The organism is Leifsonia sp. 22587, from assembly GCF_052044215.1.
Lineage (GTDB): Bacteria > Actinomycetota > Actinomycetes > Actinomycetales > Microbacteriaceae > Leifsonia > Leifsonia shinshuensis_C.
In genome coordinates this window covers 110,670-133,086 of sequence record NZ_JBQENB010000001.1, presented here as the reverse complement: position 1 = coordinate 133,086, position 22,417 = coordinate 110,670, and the positions used below count along the sequence as shown (strand labels likewise).

17 protein-coding genes and 1 pseudogene are annotated in these 22,417 nt (G+C 69.0%); 6 read left to right on the top strand and 12 right to left on the bottom strand.

Annotated elements, in window-relative coordinates:
- Positions 1-36: 36 nt before the first annotated feature.
- On the bottom strand, positions 37-1,404 hold the full coding sequence (locus tag ACTJI1_RS00630) for an NAD-dependent succinate-semialdehyde dehydrogenase (RefSeq protein WP_310131615.1): 1,368 nt from the start codon (positions 1,402-1,404) through the stop codon (positions 37-39).
- Between the two features lie 269 nt (positions 1,405-1,673).
- Between ACTJI1_RS00630 and ACTJI1_RS00625 the strand changes: the two genes are divergently transcribed.
- The 4 genes from ACTJI1_RS00625 (at position 1,674) to ACTJI1_RS00610 (ending at position 6,287) form a co-directional block, all read left to right on the top strand.
- Positions 1,674-2,441 (top strand): glucose 1-dehydrogenase, encoded by a 768-nt coding sequence (locus tag ACTJI1_RS00625; protein ID WP_440741135.1) that lies wholly within the window; start codon positions 1,674-1,676, stop codon positions 2,439-2,441.
- A 17-nt stretch (positions 2,442-2,458) separates the two neighbouring features.
- Positions 2,459-3,790 carry an NAD(P)/FAD-dependent oxidoreductase gene (locus ACTJI1_RS00620; RefSeq protein WP_440741134.1) on the top strand — a complete coding sequence of 444 codons (1,332 nt, stop codon included), beginning with the start codon at positions 2,459-2,461 and terminating at the stop codon, positions 3,788-3,790.
- 77 nt (positions 3,791-3,867) lie between these two features.
- Complete coding sequence (locus ACTJI1_RS00615; protein WP_310131620.1) at positions 3,868-5,706, top strand: thiamine pyrophosphate-requiring protein; 1,839 nt, start codon at positions 3,868-3,870, stop codon at positions 5,704-5,706.
- 86 nt (positions 5,707-5,792) lie between these two features.
- A complete protein-coding gene (locus ACTJI1_RS00610; protein ID WP_440741133.1) occupies positions 5,793-6,287 on the top strand; it encodes a MarR family winged helix-turn-helix transcriptional regulator in 495 nt (164 codons plus the stop codon).
- Here ACTJI1_RS00610 and essC read toward each other — a convergent pair.
- Both essC and essB read right to left on the bottom strand, forming a co-directional pair.
- Positions 6,279-10,769, bottom strand: a complete 4,491-nt coding sequence (essC, locus tag ACTJI1_RS00605; RefSeq protein WP_440741132.1) for a type VII secretion protein EssC — start codon at positions 10,767-10,769, stop codon at positions 6,279-6,281. The two genes, ACTJI1_RS00610 and essC, sit on opposite strands and share 9 nt — an antisense overlap.
- Positions 10,766-11,899, bottom strand: a complete 1,134-nt coding sequence (essB, locus tag ACTJI1_RS00600) for a type VII secretion protein EssB (protein WP_440741131.1) — start codon at positions 11,897-11,899, stop codon at positions 10,766-10,768. The genes essC and essB overlap by 4 nt, the downstream gene beginning before the upstream one ends.
- A gap of 160 nt (positions 11,900-12,059) precedes the next feature.
- Here essB and esaA point away from each other — a divergent pair, with 160 nt between their 5' ends.
- Positions 12,060-14,921: a type VII secretion protein EsaA gene (esaA, locus tag ACTJI1_RS00595; RefSeq protein WP_440741130.1), complete on the top strand. Its 2,862-nt coding sequence runs from the start codon at positions 12,060-12,062 to the stop codon at positions 14,919-14,921.
- Between the two features lie 27 nt (positions 14,922-14,948).
- Here the strand turns inward: esaA and ACTJI1_RS00590 are convergent, their stop codons facing one another.
- The 9 genes and pseudogenes from ACTJI1_RS00590 to ACTJI1_RS00550 form a co-directional block, all read right to left on the bottom strand.
- On the bottom strand, positions 14,949-15,281 hold the full coding sequence (locus tag ACTJI1_RS00590; RefSeq protein WP_440742193.1) for a hypothetical protein: 333 nt from the start codon (positions 15,279-15,281) through the stop codon (positions 14,949-14,951).
- Positions 15,278-15,646, bottom strand: a complete 369-nt coding sequence (locus ACTJI1_RS00585) for a hypothetical protein (protein WP_440741129.1) — start codon at positions 15,644-15,646, stop codon at positions 15,278-15,280. The genes ACTJI1_RS00590 and ACTJI1_RS00585 overlap by 4 nt, the downstream gene beginning before the upstream one ends.
- Positions 15,647-15,661: 15 nt before the next feature.
- Entirely contained in the window at positions 15,662-16,276 is a 615-nt protein-coding gene (locus tag ACTJI1_RS00580) for a hypothetical protein (RefSeq protein ID WP_440741128.1), read from the bottom strand.
- 235 nt (positions 16,277-16,511) lie between these two features.
- Positions 16,512-16,556, bottom strand: a pseudogene (locus ACTJI1_RS00575) (hypothetical protein); the annotation flags it as partial.
- Between the two features lie 311 nt (positions 16,557-16,867).
- The gene (locus tag ACTJI1_RS00570; RefSeq protein WP_440741127.1) at positions 16,868-17,164 is read right to left on the bottom strand and encodes a hypothetical protein; all 297 of its coding nucleotides are present in this window, start codon (positions 17,162-17,164) and stop codon (positions 16,868-16,870) included.
- A gap of 197 nt (positions 17,165-17,361) precedes the next feature.
- The gene (locus tag ACTJI1_RS00565; RefSeq protein ID WP_440741126.1) at positions 17,362-17,610 is read right to left on the bottom strand and encodes an EsaB/YukD family protein; all 249 of its coding nucleotides are present in this window, start codon (positions 17,608-17,610) and stop codon (positions 17,362-17,364) included.
- On the bottom strand, positions 17,591-18,109 hold the full coding sequence (locus ACTJI1_RS00560) for a hypothetical protein (protein ID WP_440741125.1): 519 nt from the start codon (positions 18,107-18,109) through the stop codon (positions 17,591-17,593). The genes ACTJI1_RS00565 and ACTJI1_RS00560 overlap by 20 nt, the downstream gene beginning before the upstream one ends.
- A 37-nt stretch (positions 18,110-18,146) precedes the next feature.
- On the bottom strand, positions 18,147-18,437 hold the full coding sequence (locus tag ACTJI1_RS00555; protein WP_310131636.1) for a WXG100 family type VII secretion target: 291 nt from the start codon (positions 18,435-18,437) through the stop codon (positions 18,147-18,149).
- Positions 18,438-18,603: 166 nt separating this feature from the next.
- Positions 18,604-20,604: a DEAD/DEAH box helicase gene (locus tag ACTJI1_RS00550; RefSeq protein ID WP_440741124.1), complete on the bottom strand. Its 2,001-nt coding sequence runs from the start codon at positions 20,602-20,604 to the stop codon at positions 18,604-18,606.
- Positions 20,605-20,870: 266 nt separating this feature from the next.
- Between ACTJI1_RS00550 and ACTJI1_RS00545 the strand changes: the two genes are divergently transcribed.
- A complete protein-coding gene (locus ACTJI1_RS00545) occupies positions 20,871-22,415 on the top strand; it encodes a phytoene desaturase family protein (protein ID WP_440741123.1) in 1,545 nt (514 codons plus the stop codon).
- The last annotated feature ends 2 nt before the right edge of the window (positions 22,416-22,417 follow it).

Below are 22,417 nucleotides of genomic sequence, written 5' to 3'. Positions count from 1 at the left end.
GTTTTCGTGTACTCGACGGTGGGGCGGAGCCCCGGGTCACCAGGAGGAGCGGATGAGCTTCTTGTTGACGAACTCGTCGGCGCCGAAGCGGCCGAGCTCGCGGCCCGAGCCGGAGCGCTTCACACCGCCGAACGGCAGCTCGGCGCCGTCGGCGAGCACCACGTTGACGAACACCATGCCGGCCTCGATGCGGTTCGCGACGCGCTCCGCCTGCTCCTTGTCGGTCGTGTAGAGGTACGACCCCAGGCCGAACGGGGTGTCATTCGCGATGCGGACGGCATCCTCCTCGTCCTTCGCGCGGAACACCTGCGCGACGGGGCCGAAGAACTCCTCCTTCGAGGCCGGGTTGTCCGGCGTGACGTCGGTGAGCACCGTCGTCTCGAAGAACGCGCCGTTGCGGCCGCCTCCGCGGACCAGCGTCGCGCCGTTCTCGACCGCGCGCTTCACCTGCTCGTCCAGGTTCTCGGCCGCCTTGAGCGACGAGAGCGGGCCGAGCGCCGACTCCTCGCTGGTCGGGTCGCTCGCCTCCACCTCGGACAGCTTGGCGGTGAACTTGTCGAGGAACGGCTGGTACAGCTCGTCGATGACCACGAAGCGCTTCGCGGCGTTGCAGGACTGCCCGCTGTTGTCGAGGCGCGCATCCACCGCGTTCTGCACCGCCGCATCCAGGTCGTCGGTGGAGAGCAGGATGAACGGGTCCGAGCCGCCGAGCTCGAGCACGACCTTCTTGAGGTTGCGCCCGGCGATCTCCGCCACCTTGGCGCCGGCGCGCTCCGAGCCGGTGAGCGAGACGCCCTGCACGCGCGGGTCCGCGATCACGGTCTCGATCTGCGGGTGGCTGGCGTAGATGTTGACGTAGGCGCCCTCGGGGAAGCCCGCGTCGAGGAAGATCTGCTGGATGGCGGCCGCCGACTCCGGGCACTGCTCCGCGTGCTTGAGCAGGATCGTGTTGCCGATCACCAGGTTCGGGCCGGCGAAGCGGGCCACCTGGTAGTAGGGGAAGTTCCACGGCATGATCCCGAGCAGCACGCCGAGGGCGGAGCGGCGGACCACGGCCGAGCCGTCGCCGTCGAGCAGCTGGATCGGCTCGTCCTTCAGGAAGTCGTCCGCGTGGTCGGCGTAGTACTCGTAGATGGCGCCGGCGAAGTCGACCTCCGCCAGTGCCTGCTCGACCGGCTTGCCCATCTCGAGCACGATGATGTCGGCGAGCTGCTGGCGGCGCTCCACGTGCAGCTCCCCGACCCGGCGGACGAGCGCTGCGCGGTCCTGCACGGTGGTCGATCGCGACCACGTCCGGAATGCGTCGTCGGCGGCCGCGATCGCGGCCTGCAGGTCGTCGTCGCTGATGGTGTCGAAGGTCTTGACCGTCTCGCCGGTGGCGGGATTGGTCACGGCGTAGCTCATGGCGCTCCTCTTCTTCGCTGAAACGGGTCTGGCCCATCATGACAATACGGCTTCCGAGGCGGCTGTGACTCGCCATCCCGTCCAGCCGGAGACCCGTCCCTCGACAGCGCGTACACGTTTCCGAATGTTCGCCCGCGATCCCCTGCGAGCCTTCGCACGAACGATTCCCTTTGCGCGAGCCCAGCGTTCAATGGGCGTCATCAGCGCGGCGCCGGAACGGCGTGAGAACGGCGTCGCGGCGTCGAACGCGTCGAGCGAAGGAGGACCCGGTGGAGCTCAGCGGCAAGAGCGTGGTCGTCACGGGCGGCAACAGCGGGATCGGGGCAGCGATCGTCCGCTCCCTCGCGGCAGCCGGTGCGGCCGTGGTGATCGACTACGTCGCCCATCCCGAGGACACGGCGGACCTCGTCAAGGAGGTGACCGCCGGTGGAGGCCGGGCGATCGGCGTCGAAGCGGACGCGTCGACCACGGCGGGCATCGACAAGCTCATCCAGACCGCCGTCGACGAGTTCGGCCGGCTCGACGCCTACGTCAACAATGCCGGCATCGAGAAGCGGCACAGCCTCCTGGAGGTCGACGAGAAGACCTTCGACGAGGTCATGTCGATCAACCTCAAGAGCGCCGTCTTCGGCACGCAGCGCGCCGCGCAACGGTTCATCGCCCAGGGCGGCGGAGGCGTCGTGGTCAACGTGTCCTCGGTGCACGAGGACTGGCCGATGCCCGGCAACCTCAGCTACTGCGTCTCGAAGGGCGGGATGCGGATGCTGACCCGGACCGCCGGCGTGGAGCTGGGGCCGCAGGGAGTCCGCGTCGTGAGCGTCGCGCCCGGCGCGGTGAACACCCCGATCAACGCCGCCACCATGAAGGACGACTCGCTGCGGCAGAAGCTGGAGAACAGCATCCCGCTGCGCGAGGTCGCCGAGCCCTCGCAGATCGGCGACGTCGTCGCGTTCGTCGTCTCGGACGCCGCGAAGTACATGACGGCCACGACCGTCTTCGTCGACGGCGGCATCATGCACGGCAGCGTGGGACTGTGATCGCGAGGGAGTGACCGATGACCGAGCCGCACATCCTCATCCTCGGAGCCGGCTTCGCCGGTTTCACGCTGGCCAGGGACCTGCGCCGGGATGCCGCGGCGCACCGGCTCCGCCTGACCGTCGTCGAGCCGCAGCCGTACCTGACCTACAAGCCGCTGCTGCCCGAGGTCGCGGGCGGCGAGACGCAGGCGCGCGACAGCGTCGTCCCGATCCGCCGGCCGCTCCGCCACGCGGACGTCGTCTCAGGGACGGTCGAGTCGGTCGACCCGGACGCGAAGCTGGCCGTCGTGCGCGCGCTCGACGGCACGCAACGCTCCCTCTCCTACGACCACATCGTGTTCGCCCTCGGCGCGGTCACGAAGACGCTGCCCATCCCGGGCCTCGCGGAGAACGCCATCGGATTCTCGAGCGTCGAGGAGGCGTCGTTCCTGCGCGACCACGTGCTGGAGCGCATCCGCTTCGCCGCCGCGACGAGCGACCGCGCGGAACGACAGCGCGCCCTGACCTTCGTCTTCGTCGGGGGCGGGTACACCGGCGTCGAGGCGATCGCAGAGCTGCAGCGCCTCGCGACGGCGGAGCTGGAGCGGTACCGCGAGCTCGACGGCGAGCGGATGAGCTGGCTGCTGATCGAGGCCGCCGGCCGCATCGCCGCGGAGCTGACCGAGCCGCTGTCCGCCTGGACGCTGCGGCTGCTGCGCCGGCGCGGCATCCGCGTCCTCCTCCGCACCGAGGTGAAGTCGTGCGAGGGCGGCGACGTCGTGCTCAGCAACGGGGAGACGCATCCCTCGGACACCATCGTCTGGGTGGCCGGCGTCACGCCGAACCCGGTGCTCGAGCGAGCCGGCGTGCCGCTGGGGAAGAAAGGTCACGTGCAGTGCGCCGCGACCATGCAGGCGGTCCGCGACGACGGAACGGTGGTCGACGGTGTGTGGGCGCTCGGCGACGACGCGCAGGTCCCCGACCTCACCGCGGAGCACCAGCCGGCGTATTACGCGCCGAACGCGCAGAACGCGATCCGGCAGGCGCGGGTGCTGGCCGACAACCTCCGCCGCGCGCTCGACGGGCGCGGTCCCGTCGAATACCGGCACCGCTCGCTCGGCACGCTGGCCAGCTACGGCGGAATGCGCGGGGCGGCGGTGCTCCGCGGCCTCCCGCTGCGGGGGCTGCCGGCCTGGGCGGTCGACAAGGTGTACCACGCGATCGCGCTGCCGAGCCTGAGCCGCCGGTTCCGGCTGGTGCTCGGGTGGATCGGCAACGGGCTGACGCCGCGCGACGACGCCCCCGTCAGCGCCTTCCCCGAGCCGCGGCAGCGCTTCCGGGAGGCGGCCGAGGAGCAGTCGAAGAAGTGAGCCGCTCCCGTGGCCGTTGACGGGGCGGCGCGGAAGCGTTGGATGGCGGAGGACACGAAAGACGTGGAGGAGACAGCATGGCGACGGTGAGCGAGTTCGTGATCGAGCGGATCCGGGAGTGGGGCGTCCGGCGCGTCTTCGGGTACCCCGGGGACGGCATCGGGGAGTTCGACGGCGCGCTCGGCAAAGCGGAGAGGGCCGGAGAGGGCCTCGAGTACATCCGGCCGACGCACGAGGAGATCGCCGCCTTCATGGCGACGGCGCACGCCAAGTTCACGGGTGAGGTGGGCGTGTGCATCGCCACGTCGAGCCCGGGCGGCTTCCACCTGATCAACGGCCTCTACGACGCCAAGATGGACAATCAGCCGGTGGTCGCGATCGTGGGCCAGCAGGGGCTCGACTCGCTGGGGACGTTCAACCAGCAGGAGAGCCACCTCGAGCGGACGTTCTCCGACGTGGCGGCGTACGTGCAGACGATCGTGTCGCCCGCGCAGGCCCAGGCCGTCGTCGACACGGCGTTCCGGACCGCGATCACCCGTCTGCAGCCGTGCGTCATCATCCTGCCGCACGACGTGCAGGGCCAGAAGATGGTGGAGCCGGGCCCGGAGATGTGGCAGTCGCGGTCCAGCGCGGTCGCGCCGTCCATCCGCATCGCTCCGCCACTGGAGCAGCTGCAGGCGGCCGCGGACGTCATCAACGCCGGCGAGCGCGTCACCTTCCTGGTCGGAGCGGGCGCGAACGGCGCGACGGCGGAGGTGCTGGAGGCGGCCGAGCTCGCCGGCGCCGGCGTCATCACCAGCCTGCGGGGCAAGCAGGTGGTGCCGTCCGATGTCCCGTTCCACACGCAGCAGCTCGGGCTCCTCGGCTCGCGGGCGAGCTACCAGCAGATGAAGGACTGCGACACCCTCGTGCTCCTCGGCACGAACTACCCATACGGGCAGTTCCTGCCCGCGACCGGGCAGGCGCGCGCCGTGCAGATCGACCTGCGCCCGGAGCAGCTCGGGATGCGCTACCCGACCGAGGTCAGCATCTGGGCCGACGTGAAGGCCACGCTGGACGGCCTCCTGCCCCTGCTGACCCGCAAGGAGGACCGCTCCTGGCAGGAGAAGGTCATCGCCGACATGGCCAAGTGGGACGACGAGCTGACGGCGCAGGCGGAGCAGACGTACGACGACGGCGTCAATCCGCGCCGCGTCTACCAGGAGCTGAACAAGCGCCTCCCCGCCGGTGCGATCGTCACCGCGGACGCGGGCACGACCGCCGACTGGTACGGCCACTACATCCGGCTGCACGACGGGATGCTCGGGGACCTCTCCGGACGGCTCGCCAGCATGCTGGCGGCCATGCCGTACGCCGAGGCCGCCAAGTTCGCGTTCCCCGACCGCGCCGTGGTGTGCACGATCGGCGACGGCGCGTTCCAGATGCTCGGGATGAACGAGCTCATCACCATCAAGAAGTACCTTTCGCGCTGGTCGGACCCGACGTTCATCGTGCTCGTGCTCCACAACGACGACCTGACGCAGGTCTCCTGGGAGATGCGGACGGAGGACGGCAACCCGGTGTGGTCGACGTCGCAGGACGTCGAGTCGGTGGACTACGCCGGGTGGGCACGACTGCTGGGCTTCAACGGCATCACGGTCACCGAGGACGACGACGTGGCGGCGGCGTGGGATGCGGCATTCGCCCATCGGGGAGTCACGCTGATCGACGCGCACACCAGCAAGAACGTCCCGCCGCTTCCGCCGCACATCACGTTCGAGTTCGCCAAGAACACGGCGAAGGCGCTGCTCAGCGGCGACCCCGAGGGCTTCGGCGCCATCAAGGACTCGGCCACGTCGCTGGTCACGGAGGGGGTGGAGCGGGTCAAAGGCGCTTTGCGGCGGGACGACCGCGACCACGGCGACGACGGGAGCTGAACGGGAGGCGCGGCTGCGCGGCCTTGCCGGGAGCATCGCGCATCCCGGCGGTCCGCGTTGCGCGCGTTCACGGTAGAAATGGAGTCGTGAGCGACGAGGAATCCATCGAGTCCGCCCTGCGCGCGGCAGACGTGCTGATGCACGTGGCAGCGCAGTCGGTGATGGAGGTCGACCACATCGTCACGTCGCCGCAGTTGCGCGTTCTGGTGTTCATCGCGACCCGCGGTCCGCAGAACCCGGGGGACGTGGCCGTGGAGCTGGGCGTCCACGCCTCGAACGCGACGCGCACCAGCGAGAAGCTCGTCCGCCTCGGCCTCATCGAACGGCGGGAGGATCCGTCGGACCGCCGCTACGTGCGCCTCAGCCTCACGCACGAGGGCGAGCGCCTGGTGCAACGCGTGATCGCCCACCGCCGCAACGCCGTCGCGCAAGTCCTCGCCGCGATGCCGCCGGAGGAGCGCGAGGCCGCGTCCCGCGCGTTCGCCGCCTTCGCCGGCGCCGCGGGCGTCGCGCCCTTCGAGGACGGCCGGTTCACGCTCGTGCAGCCGGGGGCGGCGGGGCTGTCGGCGCCGTCAGCCTGACGGCAGCTTGACCTTGTCGTAGGCCGATCCTCCTCTGCTCACGAGGTGAACCTGGTCGGGGTGCAGGTCCGGTTCCGTCGAGAGGCCCCCGGTCCTGATCAGTGGGCTCTCATACGCCCTTGCTCCGATGAGACCTCCGAACTTCAGTTCCCTGAGCCCCTTGGGCACCGGATCGAACGACTTCGCGATGTAGGCATGGGGCGAGAAGATCACGACATCCAGCCCGGCCCTGGTCGCCGGTCTCAAACTCGAGACGAACACGTCCGGTGTGATCCTCGTCGTGTGGACGAAGTGCGCTAGGTCGGCGATCACCAGCATCTGGGGCTCGCCCCGCTGCCGGCTCCCGCCGAGGTGCAGGTATTCGGTGAGCAGAGCCGCGTCCTGAGCAGCATCGTCCGGCTTGTCGTGCCAGATCACGCTTCCCACATCGTGCACGAGCTCGGCCAGGTCTTCGAAGCGCTGGCCGTGGTCGGCGAGCACGGTTCGAGCGCCGGTCGCGGCGAGCGCGTGCAGCAGCGTTCGTTGAAGGATCACCTCCTGATCCTCATCGGCGGCCGCACAGAGGAAGAACGGTTGGGCGCCGCGAACGAGTCCGACGACGTCGGTCGTCTGGCATGACATGGCCAGAGGCAGGTCCGCACGCGCGGTCCAGTCGGCGACCTGCGGCAGGGCGCCGAAGTCGCTCAGGGGCAACTCGTCGGGAACCATCGGGATCCGCGCCGGCCGCTCGCCTGTCCACTCGGCGTCCCGCCGCGCGACCTCGCGGTCGAGAGCATCCAGCACCTCGGTGTCGTTCGCGCCCTCGGCCGGCAGGTAGAACTGGATGGCGGTCGGCGCCTCCAGCAGCAGCTGCCCTCGACCGAGGATCTCCGCCTGCACGACGCGCTCCCGGCCGAACAACGCGGCGACGTCGGCCTCGTCGTTGAGATAGAGCGCCATCTTCGTGGGGATGTTGCTGCTCATGTTCATCCGGAGGGAGTTCGCGCGGTTCGCCGTCATGACGAGGTGGACGCCGAGTGCGGCCCCTTCACGCAGGAGCTGGATCAGTTGTGCGTCGATCGCCTCCTTGCGCTTGTCCTGTGCGATCGCGTCGTAGCCGTCGAGGACGGTGACGATGACCGGCAGCTCCTCCCCCGTCTTGGCGGCGAACTGGGCGGCGTTGGCCACGCCCGCCGTCCGGAGCTGCCGCTTGCGCTCGCCGAGCACCCGGCCGATCCGGTCCAGCGCCTTCCGCAGCTTCTCGTGCTCCTCGAGCGTCACCAGATCGGCGACGTGCGGAAGACGCTGCAGCGGCAGGAGACCGTTGTTGCCGAAGTCCAGAAGGGTGAACTGCACCTGCAGCGGGCTCCGCTGGCGCGCCAGGTTCATCACGAGCGTCTGCAGCACCGTGGACGCACCATAGCCGGGACTTCCGAAGACGGCCAGATGCGATGCCTCTTCGAGGGCGAAGACGTAGGTCTCCTGCGACTGCCGGCGCGGGACGTCCAGCCGGCCCAGTGGCACCCCGGGCCCTTCGCCTACAGCTGGCGTCGTCAGCCGGCCATCCAACGGCGGCAACCACGGCCTATCCGGCAGCACGGCCTGGGCCCCCTGTGCCACCTCCGCGAGGTGAGCGACGACCGCCCTCAGCTCGCTGACGCGATCACCACGCGCCTCCCGTATGGTCTCTTCGCCCGAGAGGTCGCGCGTCCACAGGTCGTACTGCCCGACGTCGTTGACCCGGTAGATGCGTTCGTCCACCGCGCTCGTGTCCGCCGAGCCGGGATCGTAGGCAGCCCCCGACCACGCGGACTGGAAGAGCTCGTAGATCTCGTTGTTGCCCACGTGCAGGTAGGCCCGGCCCGGCTCGACGATGCCGGCCGCATCCGGCGTCTTGATGATCTCGTTCGAGTCGGTCACGTCGGCGACCTTCAACGCCAGCTTGAAGCGGCTGTTCGACCAGATCTGGTCGTTCACCACTCCGCTCGGCTTCTGGGTGGCCAGGATCAGGTGAACGCCGAGCGATCGCCCGATCCGCGCGGTCGAGACGAGCTCCTCCATGAACTCCGGTTGGTTCGCCTTCAGCTCCGCGAACTCGTCGGAGATCAGGAACAGATGCGGGAGGGGTCTCGCCGGGTAGTTCTTCCTCTCGATCGGATCGCCCTCCTGCCGGCCAAGCTTGTAGAGCCGCGTGTACCCATTGATGTGGTTGACGCCGTACTCGCCGAACAGCCGCTGCCGCTTCTGAAGTTCGGCGCGGATGGACGCGAGAGCCCGCGCCGAAGCGGCGCCGTCGAGATTGGTGATGGATCCCAGCAGATGAGGCAGGCCGGCGAACATGTTGGCCATTCCGCCGCCCTTGAAGTCGATCGGCAGGAAGCCCACATCCTCGGGCGCGAAGTTGACCGCGAGCGACAGGATGTACGACTGCACGATCTCCGATTTGCCCGAGCCCGTCGTTCCCGCGACGAGACCGTGCGGGCCGTGGGCTCGCTCGTGGAGGTTGAGTTCGACGAGGTCGTCCTTCCCCCGCAATCCGAGCGGCACGGCGAGCGTCTTGGAGGTGTCCGCCTCGGACCAGCGCCGACCCACCTCGAGGTGCTCGACCTCTTCGACCTGGTACATCTCGAGGAAGCTCACAGCGGTGGGGATCGCGTTCTTCTCGACCTCCACGTGCGTCAGGTTCGACAGGCGCCGAAGTGCCCGCTCCAACCCTCGCGGTCTCGCGTATGGCACGAAACCCAGCGCCACATGGACGCGCCCGTCGTTGACGAGTGTGCCGGCGCTGCGGTTCCTGTACTCGATGAGCGCGGTCACGGTCTCCGGCAGCATGGTGCGGTCCTCGGTGCACCAGATCACGGTCACCCCCAGCGCGCTCATGTCCTCCGCCAGGTACTCGTTGATCGCGTGTCCGGCGAGATGGGTGTCGTCGAGGACCGTGAGGACATAATGCGGCGCGAACACCGGCTTCTCCCGAGTCGACTCCCGCAGCGCCTGCCGCCGCCTCGCGAGGATCCGGGTGAAGCTGCCGAGGACCATGTCGCGCGTCTTCGCGTTGCGGACGATCCCGCGGAGGTTCAGGTCGTGCAACGTGAAGTGCGGCAGGAAGCGCCAGTGCAGCCACTCCTCCCGGTACGACGGCTCGTCTACCAGCGCGAGGAACTGGAGATCGCGGTACGAGTGGAAGACGGCCAGCTGGAACAGGAGGCCGGCCGCAGCGGTCGTCACGGCGTCACGACCCCCGACCAGCCCGATCGTCTGCGATCGCAGGCTCAGCGGCATCGGCACCTGGCGCTGCGTCGCATGGCGTGCGACCAGTTCGGCGACCCTTCGAGCGTCGTGGTCGTCGTCGCGCTCGTCGACGTCGGAGGTGATCGTCAGGGACGACGGGATGTCTCCCGTGCCCAGTGAGACCTCCAGGAAGTCCCGGTTGTTCGGAAGCCTCTCGTAGATGCGCGAGTCATACGCGTCGACGAGGTCGATCGCTGCGTCCGGCGCGGGCAGGGCGTGGTCACGCACCCGTCTCTCGAGTGCCGAGAGCCGCCCGAGGGACGCGACGGCATCGAGCAGGTACCGCTCATAGCTCTCCCGTCTCACCGCCTTCTGCCGCTGTCTCGCCCGACGCTCGCTCACGAAGGTCGACACGGTGAATGCCGCAGTAATGATGCTCATCAGGGCCATGCCGAGCATCAGCAGCGGATTCCGCCCGGACAGCACGGTGGTGACCACGCCGACGGCGACCATCCCCAGGGGTGGCAGGAGCGCTTTGAGGATGCCGTTCCTGTCCGGCTTCTGGGGTGGCTCGATCTTCCGCAGCTCGATCTTCTCGGTCGGCAGCTCGAGAGAGATCCTCGGGCTCCGCCGGTACTCGGGGAAATCGGGAGGGAACTCGGGTGCCTTCGGCTGCCGGAGCACGGCGGCCTCGTTCACCTCCACGCCGGGCGCGAAGGTCGTGAGGCGCCACTGCGAGGGTCTCCTCTCGAGCAGGACCTCCGGTGTGAGCAAGCGGTCACCCGGTTTCAGCGGCCCGAGCAGCTCCGGCTCGGTGATGCGCCGGTCGTTGAGATAGACGAGGCCGCCTGCGGGGTCCACGACGAGGGCATCGTTCCGGACGACGACGGCGACGCCGCCGCTCGACGACGTTCGCACGGTGGCGGCCGACGACTTCCCGAGGACGGTGTCTTCCGTCATGTTCAACTGCAGGTGCGTCGTCCTCGCGAGGCGCGCATCCACGATCAGCAGTTCGATTCCCGCCAGCAGTCGAATCCCGGGGCTGACGGCCTCGCCGTTGACGAACAGCCGGTCGTTGATCACGCCGATCGTGAGCCCGTCGCGGACGGCGGAGCGGCGATCCTCCGTGAGAGTGATGCTGATCAGCCGTTCACCGAGCATGTGGACGACGAAAAGCACCGTCTCGGGTTCCAGCCGATCGTCGATCAACCGATCACTCGGCTCGGACATGGTGGATGTGCCGAACGTGTCGTCGACCGCCGGAGCGCTCACCGCTCCACCCCCAGTCGCCCGGTGAGGTCGTCGATCTTCGCGCTGTAGTCTTCGAGGCGCTTCTGCTTCGTCGCGCCGTCCATCCTCGCGTCCAGTTTCGTCGCCTCGTAGAGCTCCGTGTAGGCCAGCAACGTGAGCTGGTCGTCTCCGAGGTTCTGCGCCAGGCTGAGGGCACGGTCGAGTTCTCCCCGGGCGAGATGGATCCAATAGCCCAGCGTGTTGTCGTCGGTCTTCGTGGAGATGCTGTCGAGCACCGCCTGCTTCTGCGTGCCGGTCAGTTCCGCAAGCTCGATGGAGCTCGCCGCGAGGATGTAGCGGGCGGATTTCGGCAGGTCGTCGGGACTGTAGTCGCGCAGTTCCGCCAGCGCCCGGGCGTAGTCGCGGGTGAGGAACTCCGCCTGGGCGGCGATGATCGCCTCCTGTCTCGGCAGCGTCTGCACGTACGACACATAGGTGAACCAGCCGAGAACGGCCGCCCCGACGATCGCTGCCACCCCTCCCACCGTGAGCAGCCGGTGCCGAAGACGCGGCACCGTTGCCGTCCGCCGGGCGGCGCGATACGACTCGGAAAGGCACTCCGCGTCGATGAACGCCGCGATCTCCTCCGGTGTGCCGAGACCCGACATGGTCATGCTGAGCGCGTCGGTGAGCACCGCCGAGCCGTCGACCAGGTGCTCGAAGGGCAGCCGCGGGTGGAACACGCTGAGGACGAGCGCTTTGTACCCCGCGAGGAAGCGCGCGTCGTCGGAATCCATCGGTGTGAGCATTCCCGCCAGGCCGGAGTGGGCGGGACGGGCACCCGCTCCTGTCAGCAGGATGTTCTCCGGATGGAGGAACGGCACACGGAAGCCCGCCGCCCGCGGGACCAGTGTTGCGAGCCTCTGCGCCGTCTGCAGCCTCGCCAACCGGGTGCGTGCGCTCAGCGTCGCCTGCCGCAGAGTCACGGCCCCCGGTGGCACCGCATACTCGACGACCGCCGCGAACTCGTCGGACGTGTCCGGGCCGATGCGGACATGGTGACGGATGACCTCCATCGACGCCATCGCGATCTGGGCGCCTGCCACCTTCACGCGCAGAATGTCGCCGGCGCGCTCGAACTCGAGTGCGTCGCGTCCGTCGGAGAGCTTCATCTGCCTGTCCCTTCTGTCGTTGAAATGACCTTATCGAAATATTTGATTCCGTGTCTGTTAGGGTCATATTCGGGACGGGGAACGATCTCGCGTCCCGGCGCCGAGGACAGGATCGGCGCATCCACTCGCGCGGGAGGTAGGCATGCTCAGGAAGGCCATCGTGAGCCTGTGTGCACTCGTTGTGGCTCTCGTCCTCGCGGGATCGACCGCGCTGGTGAACCCTCACGGCAGCGGCGCGCCGGCAGGAGCTCCGACCATCGCGCTCGTGAACGAGGATCAGTCCGCCGACTTCAACGGCGAGACCTACCATTTCGGCCAGGAGTTCGTGAGCCTGGTCTCCAACGACACCGAGTACAACTGGCAGGTGGTCTCACGTGCGGTGGCCGAGAGCGCCTACGCCGGCCGGGCCGTCAGCGCCATGATCGTCCTGCCTCGGTCGTTCTCGCATGACATCCTCACGCTTGAGGACCTCGCCCCGACCAGGGCCGCCGTCGACTACAAGGTGGTCCTAGGCGATCGACTCTCCCGCGAGCGCCTGGAGGGTCAGCTCGCCACGATCCTGCGCGACTTCAACACCCGGATCGTGAAGATGTACTTCGCCAGCATCGCCGCGAACATCTCGGATGCCCAGACGGCCATGAGCTCGGTCGTCTCTCGGCACTCCGGCCTGGTCGACATTCTGGACGGGTCGATCGCCCCCTCCCTTGGGACGACGTCTGCGCGCCATGGCAGCAGCGTGGGCCTCGCCCGCCTCTTGACGGCGCTGAACTCGGGATGGATCGCAGCCCAGAACGGCTTCACGGACCGCACCACCGGAGCGCTGACCTCCGTCGCCGACTCGCTCGGCGATCAGCAACCACACCTGTCCGAGTACTTCCTGCTCCAGGAGCAGATCGCCCACACCAACGTCGTCAACGGGAACGCCGCCATTTCAGAGCAGGCCGCGTCGGACAAGGACCACTACGACCGGGCCTTCACGGACCACATCGACGACCTGCTGTCCGGGAAGGACGCCTGGACCGGATTCGACGGGCTCTCCTCCCGTGCCCCGGACGGGACCCGAACCGGCGCGCTGGCCGACCTCGAGCAGGCCGTCGCGAACTACGAGACCATCGTGACCGACTACAACGCCCGAGTCGACGCGCTGACCTCGTCACTGGAGCACCAGCGATCCCATCTCACCGAATCTCTTCGGCGCCTGGAAGCGCTCGAGACGTCCCTGCTCACCCAGTTCTTCGCGCTCACCATGCCCGGCGACAACGCCGCTCTCGGTGTTCCCTCCGGAGATCCTGCGATCGACGAGTCCACCTACCGCATCGATCCCTCAGCGCTTCCGGCGTACGGTGCGCGACGGGCGCTCGCCCGGTTGATCGCCGGCGGCTTCGGCGACAGCGGGGCCTCGGACGCTGTCCTCCGCCAGGAGCAGAAGATCCGCGATCTCGTGGCCACCATCCCGACCGATCCGGTCCAGTACGACGCACTGTTCGCCGAGCTTCAGGGCGCTTCAGGGTTCGACCCGTCGCCCTACCGGAGTCAACTCGAACTCATCCGCGCATACGCTCACGCGCACGGCGTCGCCTCTCCGGCCCTCACACTGCTGCAGCCCACCGGGGCGGCTGTCGCCACGCACGCCGCGACGCGGACGGTACCGGTCGACGTCCCTCCCGATACTCGATACACCGTGAGCGCGGCGTTGCCCGGGGGCCTCCCGGCCGAGGCCGCCGGCGTCTCGCCGGTCATGCCTGCCCCATCGTGTCCGCAGACGATCCCGGAGTGCGTGACGATCGACGCGGCGTCCGCGTCGGCCACCGTCGACAACAGGGGCGGCAGCGAACCGATCTCTGTCACCCTCCAGTACACGATCGACCTGACCGGTGTGGAGGGTAGTGCCACCGTGACCTATATCGCGCAGGACACCACCTCCTCCGACGTCGTCGGCCCTTCGCACACCATCGGGAGCGACACCTATCTGCTGGTCCCGGCAGACGCGGCAACGCAGGCGATCGGCGGGTCGGATTTCGCAGGGATCTCGACATACCTGAGCGGCATCCGCACGGCCGCCAACCTGCTGCTTCTCCTCTTCGGCGCGCCGTCCGACAGTCTGGACGACTTCAGCGCGGCGGTGGTGCCCACGCGCGACTTCGAGGGACGGAGCAGCGAGTCGGTCTACAACCGTTACGGCACGGTCGACGCGTCCACGATCGAGAGCCGCCTCAGCGAGGCGGACGTCGCGGACTTCCAGGAACTCGGCCGTGACAACATCGCGGCGATCATCGCCCAGATCGACGCGGTGAGGGAACACCTCGAGGCCACCGATGCCGACCTCGACACGACAGCGGCGCTCCACCTCTCGCCGACGTACTTCTCGGAGGCGCTCCGCCGGTTGCAGGGCTGGTACGCAGCGGCGATCGCCAGCATCAGCGCTGCGCCGGCGCTCTGGCGGGAGGGGGAAAACACCGTGGTCCAGCTGACCACCGTGCCGTGGAATGGCGGACCCGAGGGCACCGCCGAGCTTTACGTGGACGAGCGCACGGGTTCCGCCCTCTACTCCGCTCTCTCGGATCTCGTGGCGTCCACGCGCAACGGCGCCCGGAGCGTCGCCGCGAGCGCGCAGCTCATCGAGGACAACTCCGCACAATTCGACACGTTGGTCGAAGGGGTTACGGCTACGCAGACGGACACCGAGGCCGTGCTCGACGCGATGAACCAGACGATCAAGACCGGCACTGCGGATGCAGCCGCGGGAGGCGAGTTCAGCAAGCGGTTCTCGACCGTGCTCGCCAACACCCGCGCCGCGGGCGCTGACCAGGCGAAGATCTACGAGGCGTTCGCCAACCCGGTGACGGCGACGGACGCGACGCCGGCGGGGACCGCACCCGGCGAGGGCGGCTTCGATGCCCGGTGGCCGCTCATCTTCGGAGCGGGTTCCGTGATCGGCGGGCTGGTCAGCTGGCTGCTCCCGCGCCGCCGGCCACGAGCGACGACACAGAAGCCGCGCTCGTCCACCGACGAGATCGCCTGATCTCCGGACGCTACCCCTCGGCGACCCCTAAACCTCGCGATCGCGGAGGAACGCTTCCCGCTCGTCCCCGTGCCTCGCGGCCTGCTCGTCGAGGTCCGCTCGGAATCCTGCGATCACCTGTGTCGCCCGGCGCACCTGATGGTCTCCTTCCTCGGCGACACGCTCGAGTTCGGCGATGAAGCCGGGTGCTGTTTCAGCTCCGTGCCGCGCAGCGACCTCGTAGAAGGCTTCCTGCATCCGCGCGAGCCGTGACCGGTAGCCGGCGACGAACTCTTCCGCCTGGTCGAGACGCCGGCGCGCAGCAGCAGTTTCTTCCTGCTGCGCCTGCTCCAGCCCTCCGAATGAATGGTGGGTCGTCATGTGATGCTGTTCACTCCGTGGGTGTAGTCGAGGTCCGCCACGATGCGGCCGATCCCTTGTTCGACCTTCTCGGCGACCTGTCCGGCCAGTACCGAGTTCGGGATCACCGTGTTGCCGAGGGCGAAGAGCAGCCGGGCCGTGTCGGCCTCGAGCGCAGCCCAGTTCGCGGCGCGGACGAGCGCGTTCCTGCTGTGGACCATCGGCGGCAGCAGCGCGTTGAGGAGCCTCACCGCTGCGTCGTGGAGGAGCACGTCCATTCCGCGATGCGCGTCGTCGATCGCACCGTGGAGGCCGCTCGCGATCCCCGCGAGCAGGTCCGCCAGATCGGGGCTCCCGTGGTCGGCCCTCGCTCCGGAACCGGACATGTCGTTCTCCTTCCGTCAGCGCGCCGCGTACAAGGACGCCCAGAGTTGGTCTTGTGCACCTGCCGTGGCGACCGCGTTGCTGATTCCGTTCGCGAGCCGGTCGACGACTCGTACGTGGTCGTCCAGCTTTCGGTCGACGGCGGCGACCGCGTGTTCGTCGATGTTGGCGTGCGCCTGCAAGCGGTGAACGGCCACGCACTGCTCGATGTCCCTCTCGGTGATGTACGGAAGCGCGCCCATCGCGTCTTTCGCTTCGTTGAGGCCGTCCGCGAGCTGTGGCACCAGGCCGCTGTTGACCGTCTTGATCGTGCGGAGCACGTCCATCGTGCTGAAGATCCGCGACGCCAGCGCCATCGCTGCGACCGTGTCGATGAGGACCATCACGCCCGACACGGCACCGCCCACGGCCGACGCGATCGCCGGATCGTGGAGGCTTTCGGCAGCGCCGGTGAGCATCTCGGTGAATCCCTGCCGGTATCCAGGCGGTACGAGGCTGCACAGGTTGTCCATGATCTCGTGCATCGTCCGACCCTGAGCGCCGGTACCGATGACCGACCCGTCCTTCGCAAAGCCGAACCCGGTGTCGAGGTTGTGGTAGTTCAAGAACCACTGGCCACGTGCGGCCTTCACGTAATCCGCCCGCACCCGTGCCGTTGCCGTGGAAGTTGCCGATCACATCCCACTCGTTGACATAGTTGTGCAACGGGTTCTTCCCCGCGGCGATCTGAACCTTCACCCAGTCGCGCGCCTGCGGCGAGAGCACGTCCCACGGGTCGGGCCCGTTGAACGTCACCGCCGGCAGGTGGAACTCGGCCGCGACCAGCAACGCCAGGTAGCCACCGAGCGAGTGCCCGGTGACGGTCACTGACGACGCCGCGTACGTGCTCCTGACCTTCTCGGCGTAGGCCATGGCCTGTTCCGCCTGCGTCTTCGCCAGCTTCGAATCCACGATCGATGTCATGTCCGTACTGAGATCCGCCCGGTGAGAGGGGTTCGTCCCGGCATACGACACGGTGATCTGCGAGAGGTCCGGCTTCCCGCCGACCAGTGGAGCGACGGTCATCGCCTGGAACCCGGTGACAGGGTCAGCGGAGGTGTCGACGACGTGCCACCCAGGCGCACCCGGCGGGAATTGGTAGCCAGCAGAGATGGGCGGAGTCCGCGTCAGCGGATCGACCTTGTACGCCTCGTTGGCGATGCCCTTGTATTCCTCTGCCGTCGTCATCGAACTTCCTCGCTCGTACCGTCGCTGAAGACGACGTTCACACGCCGTGGGTCAGCGCCCGCTCGAGGAGTGGCCTGCGGAAGCGGCTCGGATGCACCGTTGCCGACGCCGAGAATCGCTTGGTACTCCGTACCGCCCACTGTGATCACCGCGTTCGCGGCCCAACTCCCACTCCCGTCGACGCTGCCGTCGCTCGTGAAGGTGATGGTCTCCAGATCGGGGTTCAGGTAGCCGTCGATGAATTCGACCGCCGCCTTCTTCTGGTTCGTGAGATTCGCCTGCCGCTGATTCATCAAGTTGCCTCCAGCCCATGAGCATCCGGAAATCACTGCCATGGCGCCACCGAGTACGAACAGGACTGCTAACGCTCGCCCCACCGCGGATCCGTTGAATCGCCCCGAATCGGGTCGGGAAGTTGCGGCCCTTGCCCTCGACGCGCGCACCGGGCATTGTCGAGCCCCTTGCTCCGTCGGCACGCTGAGTAGCTCCTTCACCCCGCCACCACCTCGAACACATCCCCGTTGCCCACCGGGAAGTCGGCGATGACGTCGTGATCGCCGAGCGCGATCGGCTTGTCCTTCAGGCGGAGCCGCCACTCCGGGGGCATGACGATGTGGTGCTCCCGGAGCACCTGCGCGAGCAGTTCGGTCAGGCGGCCGAGCGTCACGGCCGTGGGGACGCGGAGGTCCAGCTGCCGGCCGCGCAGTTCCAGGCTGACGTCAATGTGTAGGTCCGGCATCTCTCCTCATTCGTCTGGTGGCGTTCTTCCTCCCGAGGAGGATCGCCAGGCCGATCGCGGGCGGCGCGGCGATGCTCATGAGCAGCAGCCACATGCCGTCGCCGCCGCGAGCCGTGCGCTCGGCGCTGTCGAGGGACGGCCGCTGCGGCGCGGGCGAAGCGAACAGCGCCCGCCTCGTCTCGGCGTAGCTCTTCGAGAAGAGCGGATTCGGGCGAGCATCGAAGGCGACCGAGCGGGCGGCGTGCTCGACGGAAGCCCGAGAAGCGGCCAGAGCCGTCGCACGCTCCGACAGCTCCGGCAGGAACAGCTCGGCCCGCACCGGGAAGTCGCTCGAACCGCTGACGCTCAGCCCTGAATTGGTGATCACTTCCGGGATCAGGTGGAGGCGTCCGTCTCCGGCCGAACCGTCTCCGCCCGGACCGTTCCCGCCGCTCTCGGTGTCCGCCCGGGCGGAGTTCTGGGCGAGCAGCACGAGGCTCACGCCGAGCAGCGTGGCCATGACACCCCCCAGCGCACGACGCGCGGCAGCATCGACCTCAGAAGCCGAAGCTCTGCGCATCCTGAGCATCGCGCTCCGCGACGGTGTCGGCGTAGGAGTTCAGCTGCTCGTTGATCGACTGCAGCAGCTGCTCGAACTGCTGGACGTTCTTGTAGAGCTGGTCGTACTGGTTCAGGTATGCCTCGAACGCCGCGCCCTTCCACTCCTCGGCGATGGTGCTGTTCATGCTGTTCACCTTCTGCACCGCGGACTCGATCTCGTCCCTCGCGACGAGGTACACCTGTGCCTGGCTCTTCAGCTCTTCCGGAGTGACGCTGATAACGGCCATTGGGGGCCACCTTTCGTTCGAATCTCATGTTCAAACAAAACATATCGGGCGTCTGCCAGCCCGAAATGCCAGGTGACCGCAAGCGGTCCGCAGGGGACCGCCAATGCAGTTAAAACACGACCGCCCACCCCCGGAGACCGGGGATGGGCGGTGCGCGTGAACGTGGTTACTGCGCGAGCGTGAGCAGCACGTCGTCGCCGGGGGCGGCCGGGACGAACTCGGCCTCGATCTCGGCGCGGCCGAGCAGGTCGTTCATCCGGCGCTGGCGCTGCTTGGGGATCAGCGTGACGACGGTGCCCTGCTTGCCGGCGCGGCCGGTGCGGCCGGAGCGGTGCAGGTACGTCTTGTACTCGTCGGGGGCGTCGGCCTGGATGACCAGGTCGATGTCGTCGACGTGGATGCCGCGGGCTGCGACATCCGTCGCCACCAGCACGTTGACCCGTCCGCTGGTCAGCTTCTCCAGGTTGCGCGTTCGGCGCGACTGGTTGAGGTCGCCGTGCAGGCTGACGGCGGGGATGCCGGCGTCCTCCAGTTGCTCGGCGAGCATCTCGGCGAAGGCGCGGGTGCGGGCGAAGACGAGGGTCTTGCCGTCGCGGTCGGCGAGCTGCTCGATGATGGCGCCCTTGTCGCGGTGCTCGATGACGAGCACGCGGTGGTCGATCGTAGAGGATGCCTGGTCCTCACCGGCGACCTCGTGCACGGCCGGGTCGACGAGGAACTCGTCCACCAGCTGGGCGACGCCGGAGTCGAGGGTGGCGGAGAAGAGCAGCTTCTGGCCGCCCTCGGCCGTGTGGCGCAGGATGCGCTGAACCGGCTCGAGGAAGCCCAGGTCGCACATGTGGTCGGCCTCGTCGAGGACGGTGATCTGCACCTCGCTGAGGTCGAGGCGGCCCTGCTCCACGAGGTCCTCGATGCGGCCCGGGGTGCCGATCACGATGTCGACGCCGCGCTGCAGCGCGCCCACCTGACGGCCCTGCGGCACGCCGCCGTAGATCTGCGTGGTGAAGAGGCCGACGCTGCGGGCGATCGGCTGCACGGTGCGGTCGATCTGCAGCGCGAGCTCGCGGGTGGGCGCCAGGATGAGCGCGCGCGGCGCACGGCCGAGCTGGCGCTTGCCGCCGGCCTTGCCGGACTCCGCCCACAGCTGCATGAGCCGCTCGGCGAGCGGTGCGCCGAAGGCGATCGTCTTGCCGGAGCCGGTGCGGCCGCGGCCGAGCACGTCCTTGCCGGCGAGCACGTCCGGGAGGGTCGCCGCCTGGATCGGGAACGGCTTCTCGGCGCCGAGGTCGGCGAGCGCGCGGACGATGTTGCCGCCCAGACCCAGGTCGGCGAAGGTCACGCCGTCGACGTCCTCGGCCTGGATGGCCTCGGCCTCGAGACGCTCGAGCACGACGTCGTCGGTCGGCACGAAGGCCGGCTTCTCGTCGCGCGACGGGTAGAAGGAGGACTCGCGGCGCGGACGCTCGGCCCGGTCGTCGAACGAACGGCGCGGGCGGTCGTCGTACTCGCGACGGGGACGCTCGGCGCGGTCGTCGAAGGAGCGACGCGGACGGTCGGCGCGGTCATCGAACGAACGGCGCGGGCGGTCATCGCCGTCACGACGCGGACGGTCGGCACGGTCATCGAAGGAACGGCGCGGACGGTCGGCCCGGTCGTCGAACGACCGGCGCGGACGGTCATCCCCGTCACGACGCGGACGCTCGGCCCGGTCATCGAACGACCGACGCGGGCGGTCGGCCCGGTCATCGAACGAACGGCGCGGACGATCGTCGTACTCACGACGCGGACGCTCAGCGCGGTCGTCGAACGACCGGCGCGGACGCTCATCCCCGTCGCGACGCGGGCGCTCGGCGCGGTCGTCGAAACGGCGCGGACGCTCCTGGCGCTGCGCGCGGTCGTCCCACTCGCGGTCGGTGCGGCGGGCGTCCTTGCCGCGGGGCTCCCAGTTGGGGCGCTCGGCGCGGGGTCGGCCGGCGCCGGCGTTGTCGTCGCGCGTGCCGTAGGTGGCACGGCCGCGGGCGGCACGCTCGTCGGCGTTCCAGCGGGCCTTCTTGCCCGCCGCGGGCTCCTCGGCGCGGTAGCCGCGGTGCTTGGGGCTGCGGCTTCCGCTCTTCGGGGCGCCGCCGCGGGAGGGCTGCGATCGTCGGTCGTTGTTGTATCCGGGCATGGATGTGCTTCCTGGGTTCAGGTCGAGTGCGCGGCGGCGCGCCGAAGCGCACCGGATGTTTCCCGGGCGAACTGTGTCCGGGGCCGTTCACGATTGTGTGATCCGCACCGCTGATCGGGTGCAGAACCGGCCCACTTGACTGACAAACCCATCCGCGCAGATCGCGCAGTGTCAAGAGCCGACCTCCCAACGATAGCGGATGGATGCTGGGAGTGCACTGGTCATCGCCCTCTGCGGACCGGCGGCACCGGGGTATACAGGGAGGTATGAGCTCCTCCCCCTCCGCGGACCGGCTGGACGCGATCGTCATCGGGTCCGGCCCGAACGGCCTCTCGGCGGCCGTGACGCTCGCCCGCGCCGGTCTCTCGGTGCGCGTCTACGAGCGCAACGCCACCATCGGCGGAGGGCTGAGGACGGAGGAGCTGACGCTCCCCGGGTTCCGGCATGACATCTGCTCGGCCGTGCATCCCCTCGCCTTCGCCTCCGGTTTCTTCCGGAAGTTCGGCCTGGACCGGCGCGTGCCGTTCATCGTCCCCACCGCGTCCTACGGCAACCCGCTCGAAGGCGGCCGCGTCGCGATGGCGTACCTGGACCTGGAGCGGACGGCGGATGCGCTGGGCGTCGACGGGCCCGCGTGGCGCGCCCTCCTCGGGCCGCTGGTGCGGCAGGCGGACGCCGTGGCGCAGTTCACCGGCTCGGCCCTGCTGCAGGTGCCGCGCCATCCACTCGTCGCCGCGCGGTTCGGGCTGACGGCACTTGCCGAAGGCGGCCCGTGGTGGGACCTGCCGTTCCGCACGGAATCTCCGGGTGCGCTGCTCGCCGGTGTCTTCGCGCACACCACCCTTCCCCTGCCGAGCGTAGCGGGCGCTGCGGCGGGGCTGACCCTCGCCACCTACGCGCACGCACGCGGCTGGCCCATCCCGGTCGGCGGCAGCCAGGCGATCGCCGACGCGATGGTCGCCGACCTGGAGGCGCACGGCGGCGAGGTCGTCACGGGAACCCCGGTGGAGTCGCTCGCCGACCTGCCCGACGCGCGCGTCGTCGTCTTCGACACCCATGTCGCGGACGCGGCCCGGCTGGGCGAGGACCGCCTGCCGGGCGGCTATCTGCGCCGCATCGGACGGTTCCGGGACGGCAACGGCGTGTTCAAGGCCGACTTCGCCCTCTCCGGGCCGGTGCCGTGGACCAACCCGGAGCTGGCGGAGACCGCGACCGTGCACCTCGGCGGCAGCCGGCGGGAGGTCGCACGTGCCGAGAACGAGGTGGCGGCCGGACGGGAGAGCGACCCGCCGTACGTCCTGCTCTCGCAGCCCTCGCTGTTCGATGCCAGCCGGGCGCCGGCCGGCAAGCACGTGCTCTGGGCGTACACACACGTCCCGCGCGGCTCCACCGTGGACCGCACGGAGGCGATCATCCGCCGGATCGAGCACTTCGCTCCCGGCTTCCGCGATCTGATCATCGGGACCTCGACCATGACGGCGGTCCAGATGGAACAGCACAACCCGAACTACATCGGCGGCGACATCTCCGCGGGCTCGCCCGACTTCGGGCAGCTCGTCGCCCGCCCGGTGCTCAGCTCCGACCCCTGGCGGATGCCCGGTCGCGGACTCTACCTCGCGTCGGCGTCCGTCGCCCCGGGCCCCGGCGTCCACGGCCTCGGCGGCTACTACGCCGCCCGCAGCGCGCTGCGCCACGAGTTCGGCGTGACGAGGATGCCGGACCTCGCCCCCGGACCCGGCCAGACGTTCACGCCGTCCGGTCCGTCGCTCATCCCCGATGCCATCCTTCCGCCGACCCCCCGGGAGCCGTGATC

Coding starts and splice junctions, on each gene's coding strand:
- ACTJI1_RS00590 (WP_440742193.1), bottom strand. CDS start 15,281: ATGACGACCCACCATTCATTCGGAGGGCTGGAGCAGGCGCAGCAGGAA.
- ACTJI1_RS00615 (WP_310131620.1), top strand. CDS start 3,868: ATGGCGACGGTGAGCGAGTTCGTGATCGAGCGGATCCGGGAGTGGGGC.
- ACTJI1_RS00555 (WP_310131636.1), bottom strand. CDS start 18,437: ATGGCCGTTATCAGCGTCACTCCGGAAGAGCTGAAGAGCCAGGCACAG.
- ACTJI1_RS00630 (WP_310131615.1), bottom strand. CDS start 1,404: ATGAGCTACGCCGTGACCAATCCCGCCACCGGCGAGACGGTCAAGACC.
- ACTJI1_RS00550 (WP_440741124.1), bottom strand. CDS start 20,604: ATGCCCGGATACAACAACGACCGACGATCGCAGCCCTCCCGCGGCGGC.
- ACTJI1_RS00565 (WP_440741126.1), bottom strand. CDS start 17,610: ATGCCGGACCTACACATTGACGTCAGCCTGGAACTGCGCGGCCGGCAG.
- ACTJI1_RS00585 (WP_440741129.1), bottom strand. CDS start 15,646: ATGTCCGGTTCCGGAGCGAGGGCCGACCACGGGAGCCCCGATCTGGCG.
- ACTJI1_RS00570 (WP_440741127.1), bottom strand. CDS start 17,164: ATGAATCAGCGGCAGGCGAATCTCACGAACCAGAAGAAGGCGGCGGTC.
- ACTJI1_RS00620 (WP_440741134.1), top strand. CDS start 2,459: ATGACCGAGCCGCACATCCTCATCCTCGGAGCCGGCTTCGCCGGTTTC.
- ACTJI1_RS00545 (WP_440741123.1), top strand. CDS start 20,871: ATGAGCTCCTCCCCCTCCGCGGACCGGCTGGACGCGATCGTCATCGGG.
- ACTJI1_RS00560 (WP_440741125.1), bottom strand. CDS start 18,109: ATGGCCACGCTGCTCGGCGTGAGCCTCGTGCTGCTCGCCCAGAACTCC.
- essB (WP_440741131.1), bottom strand. CDS start 11,899: ATGAAGCTCTCCGACGGACGCGACGCACTCGAGTTCGAGCGCGCCGGC.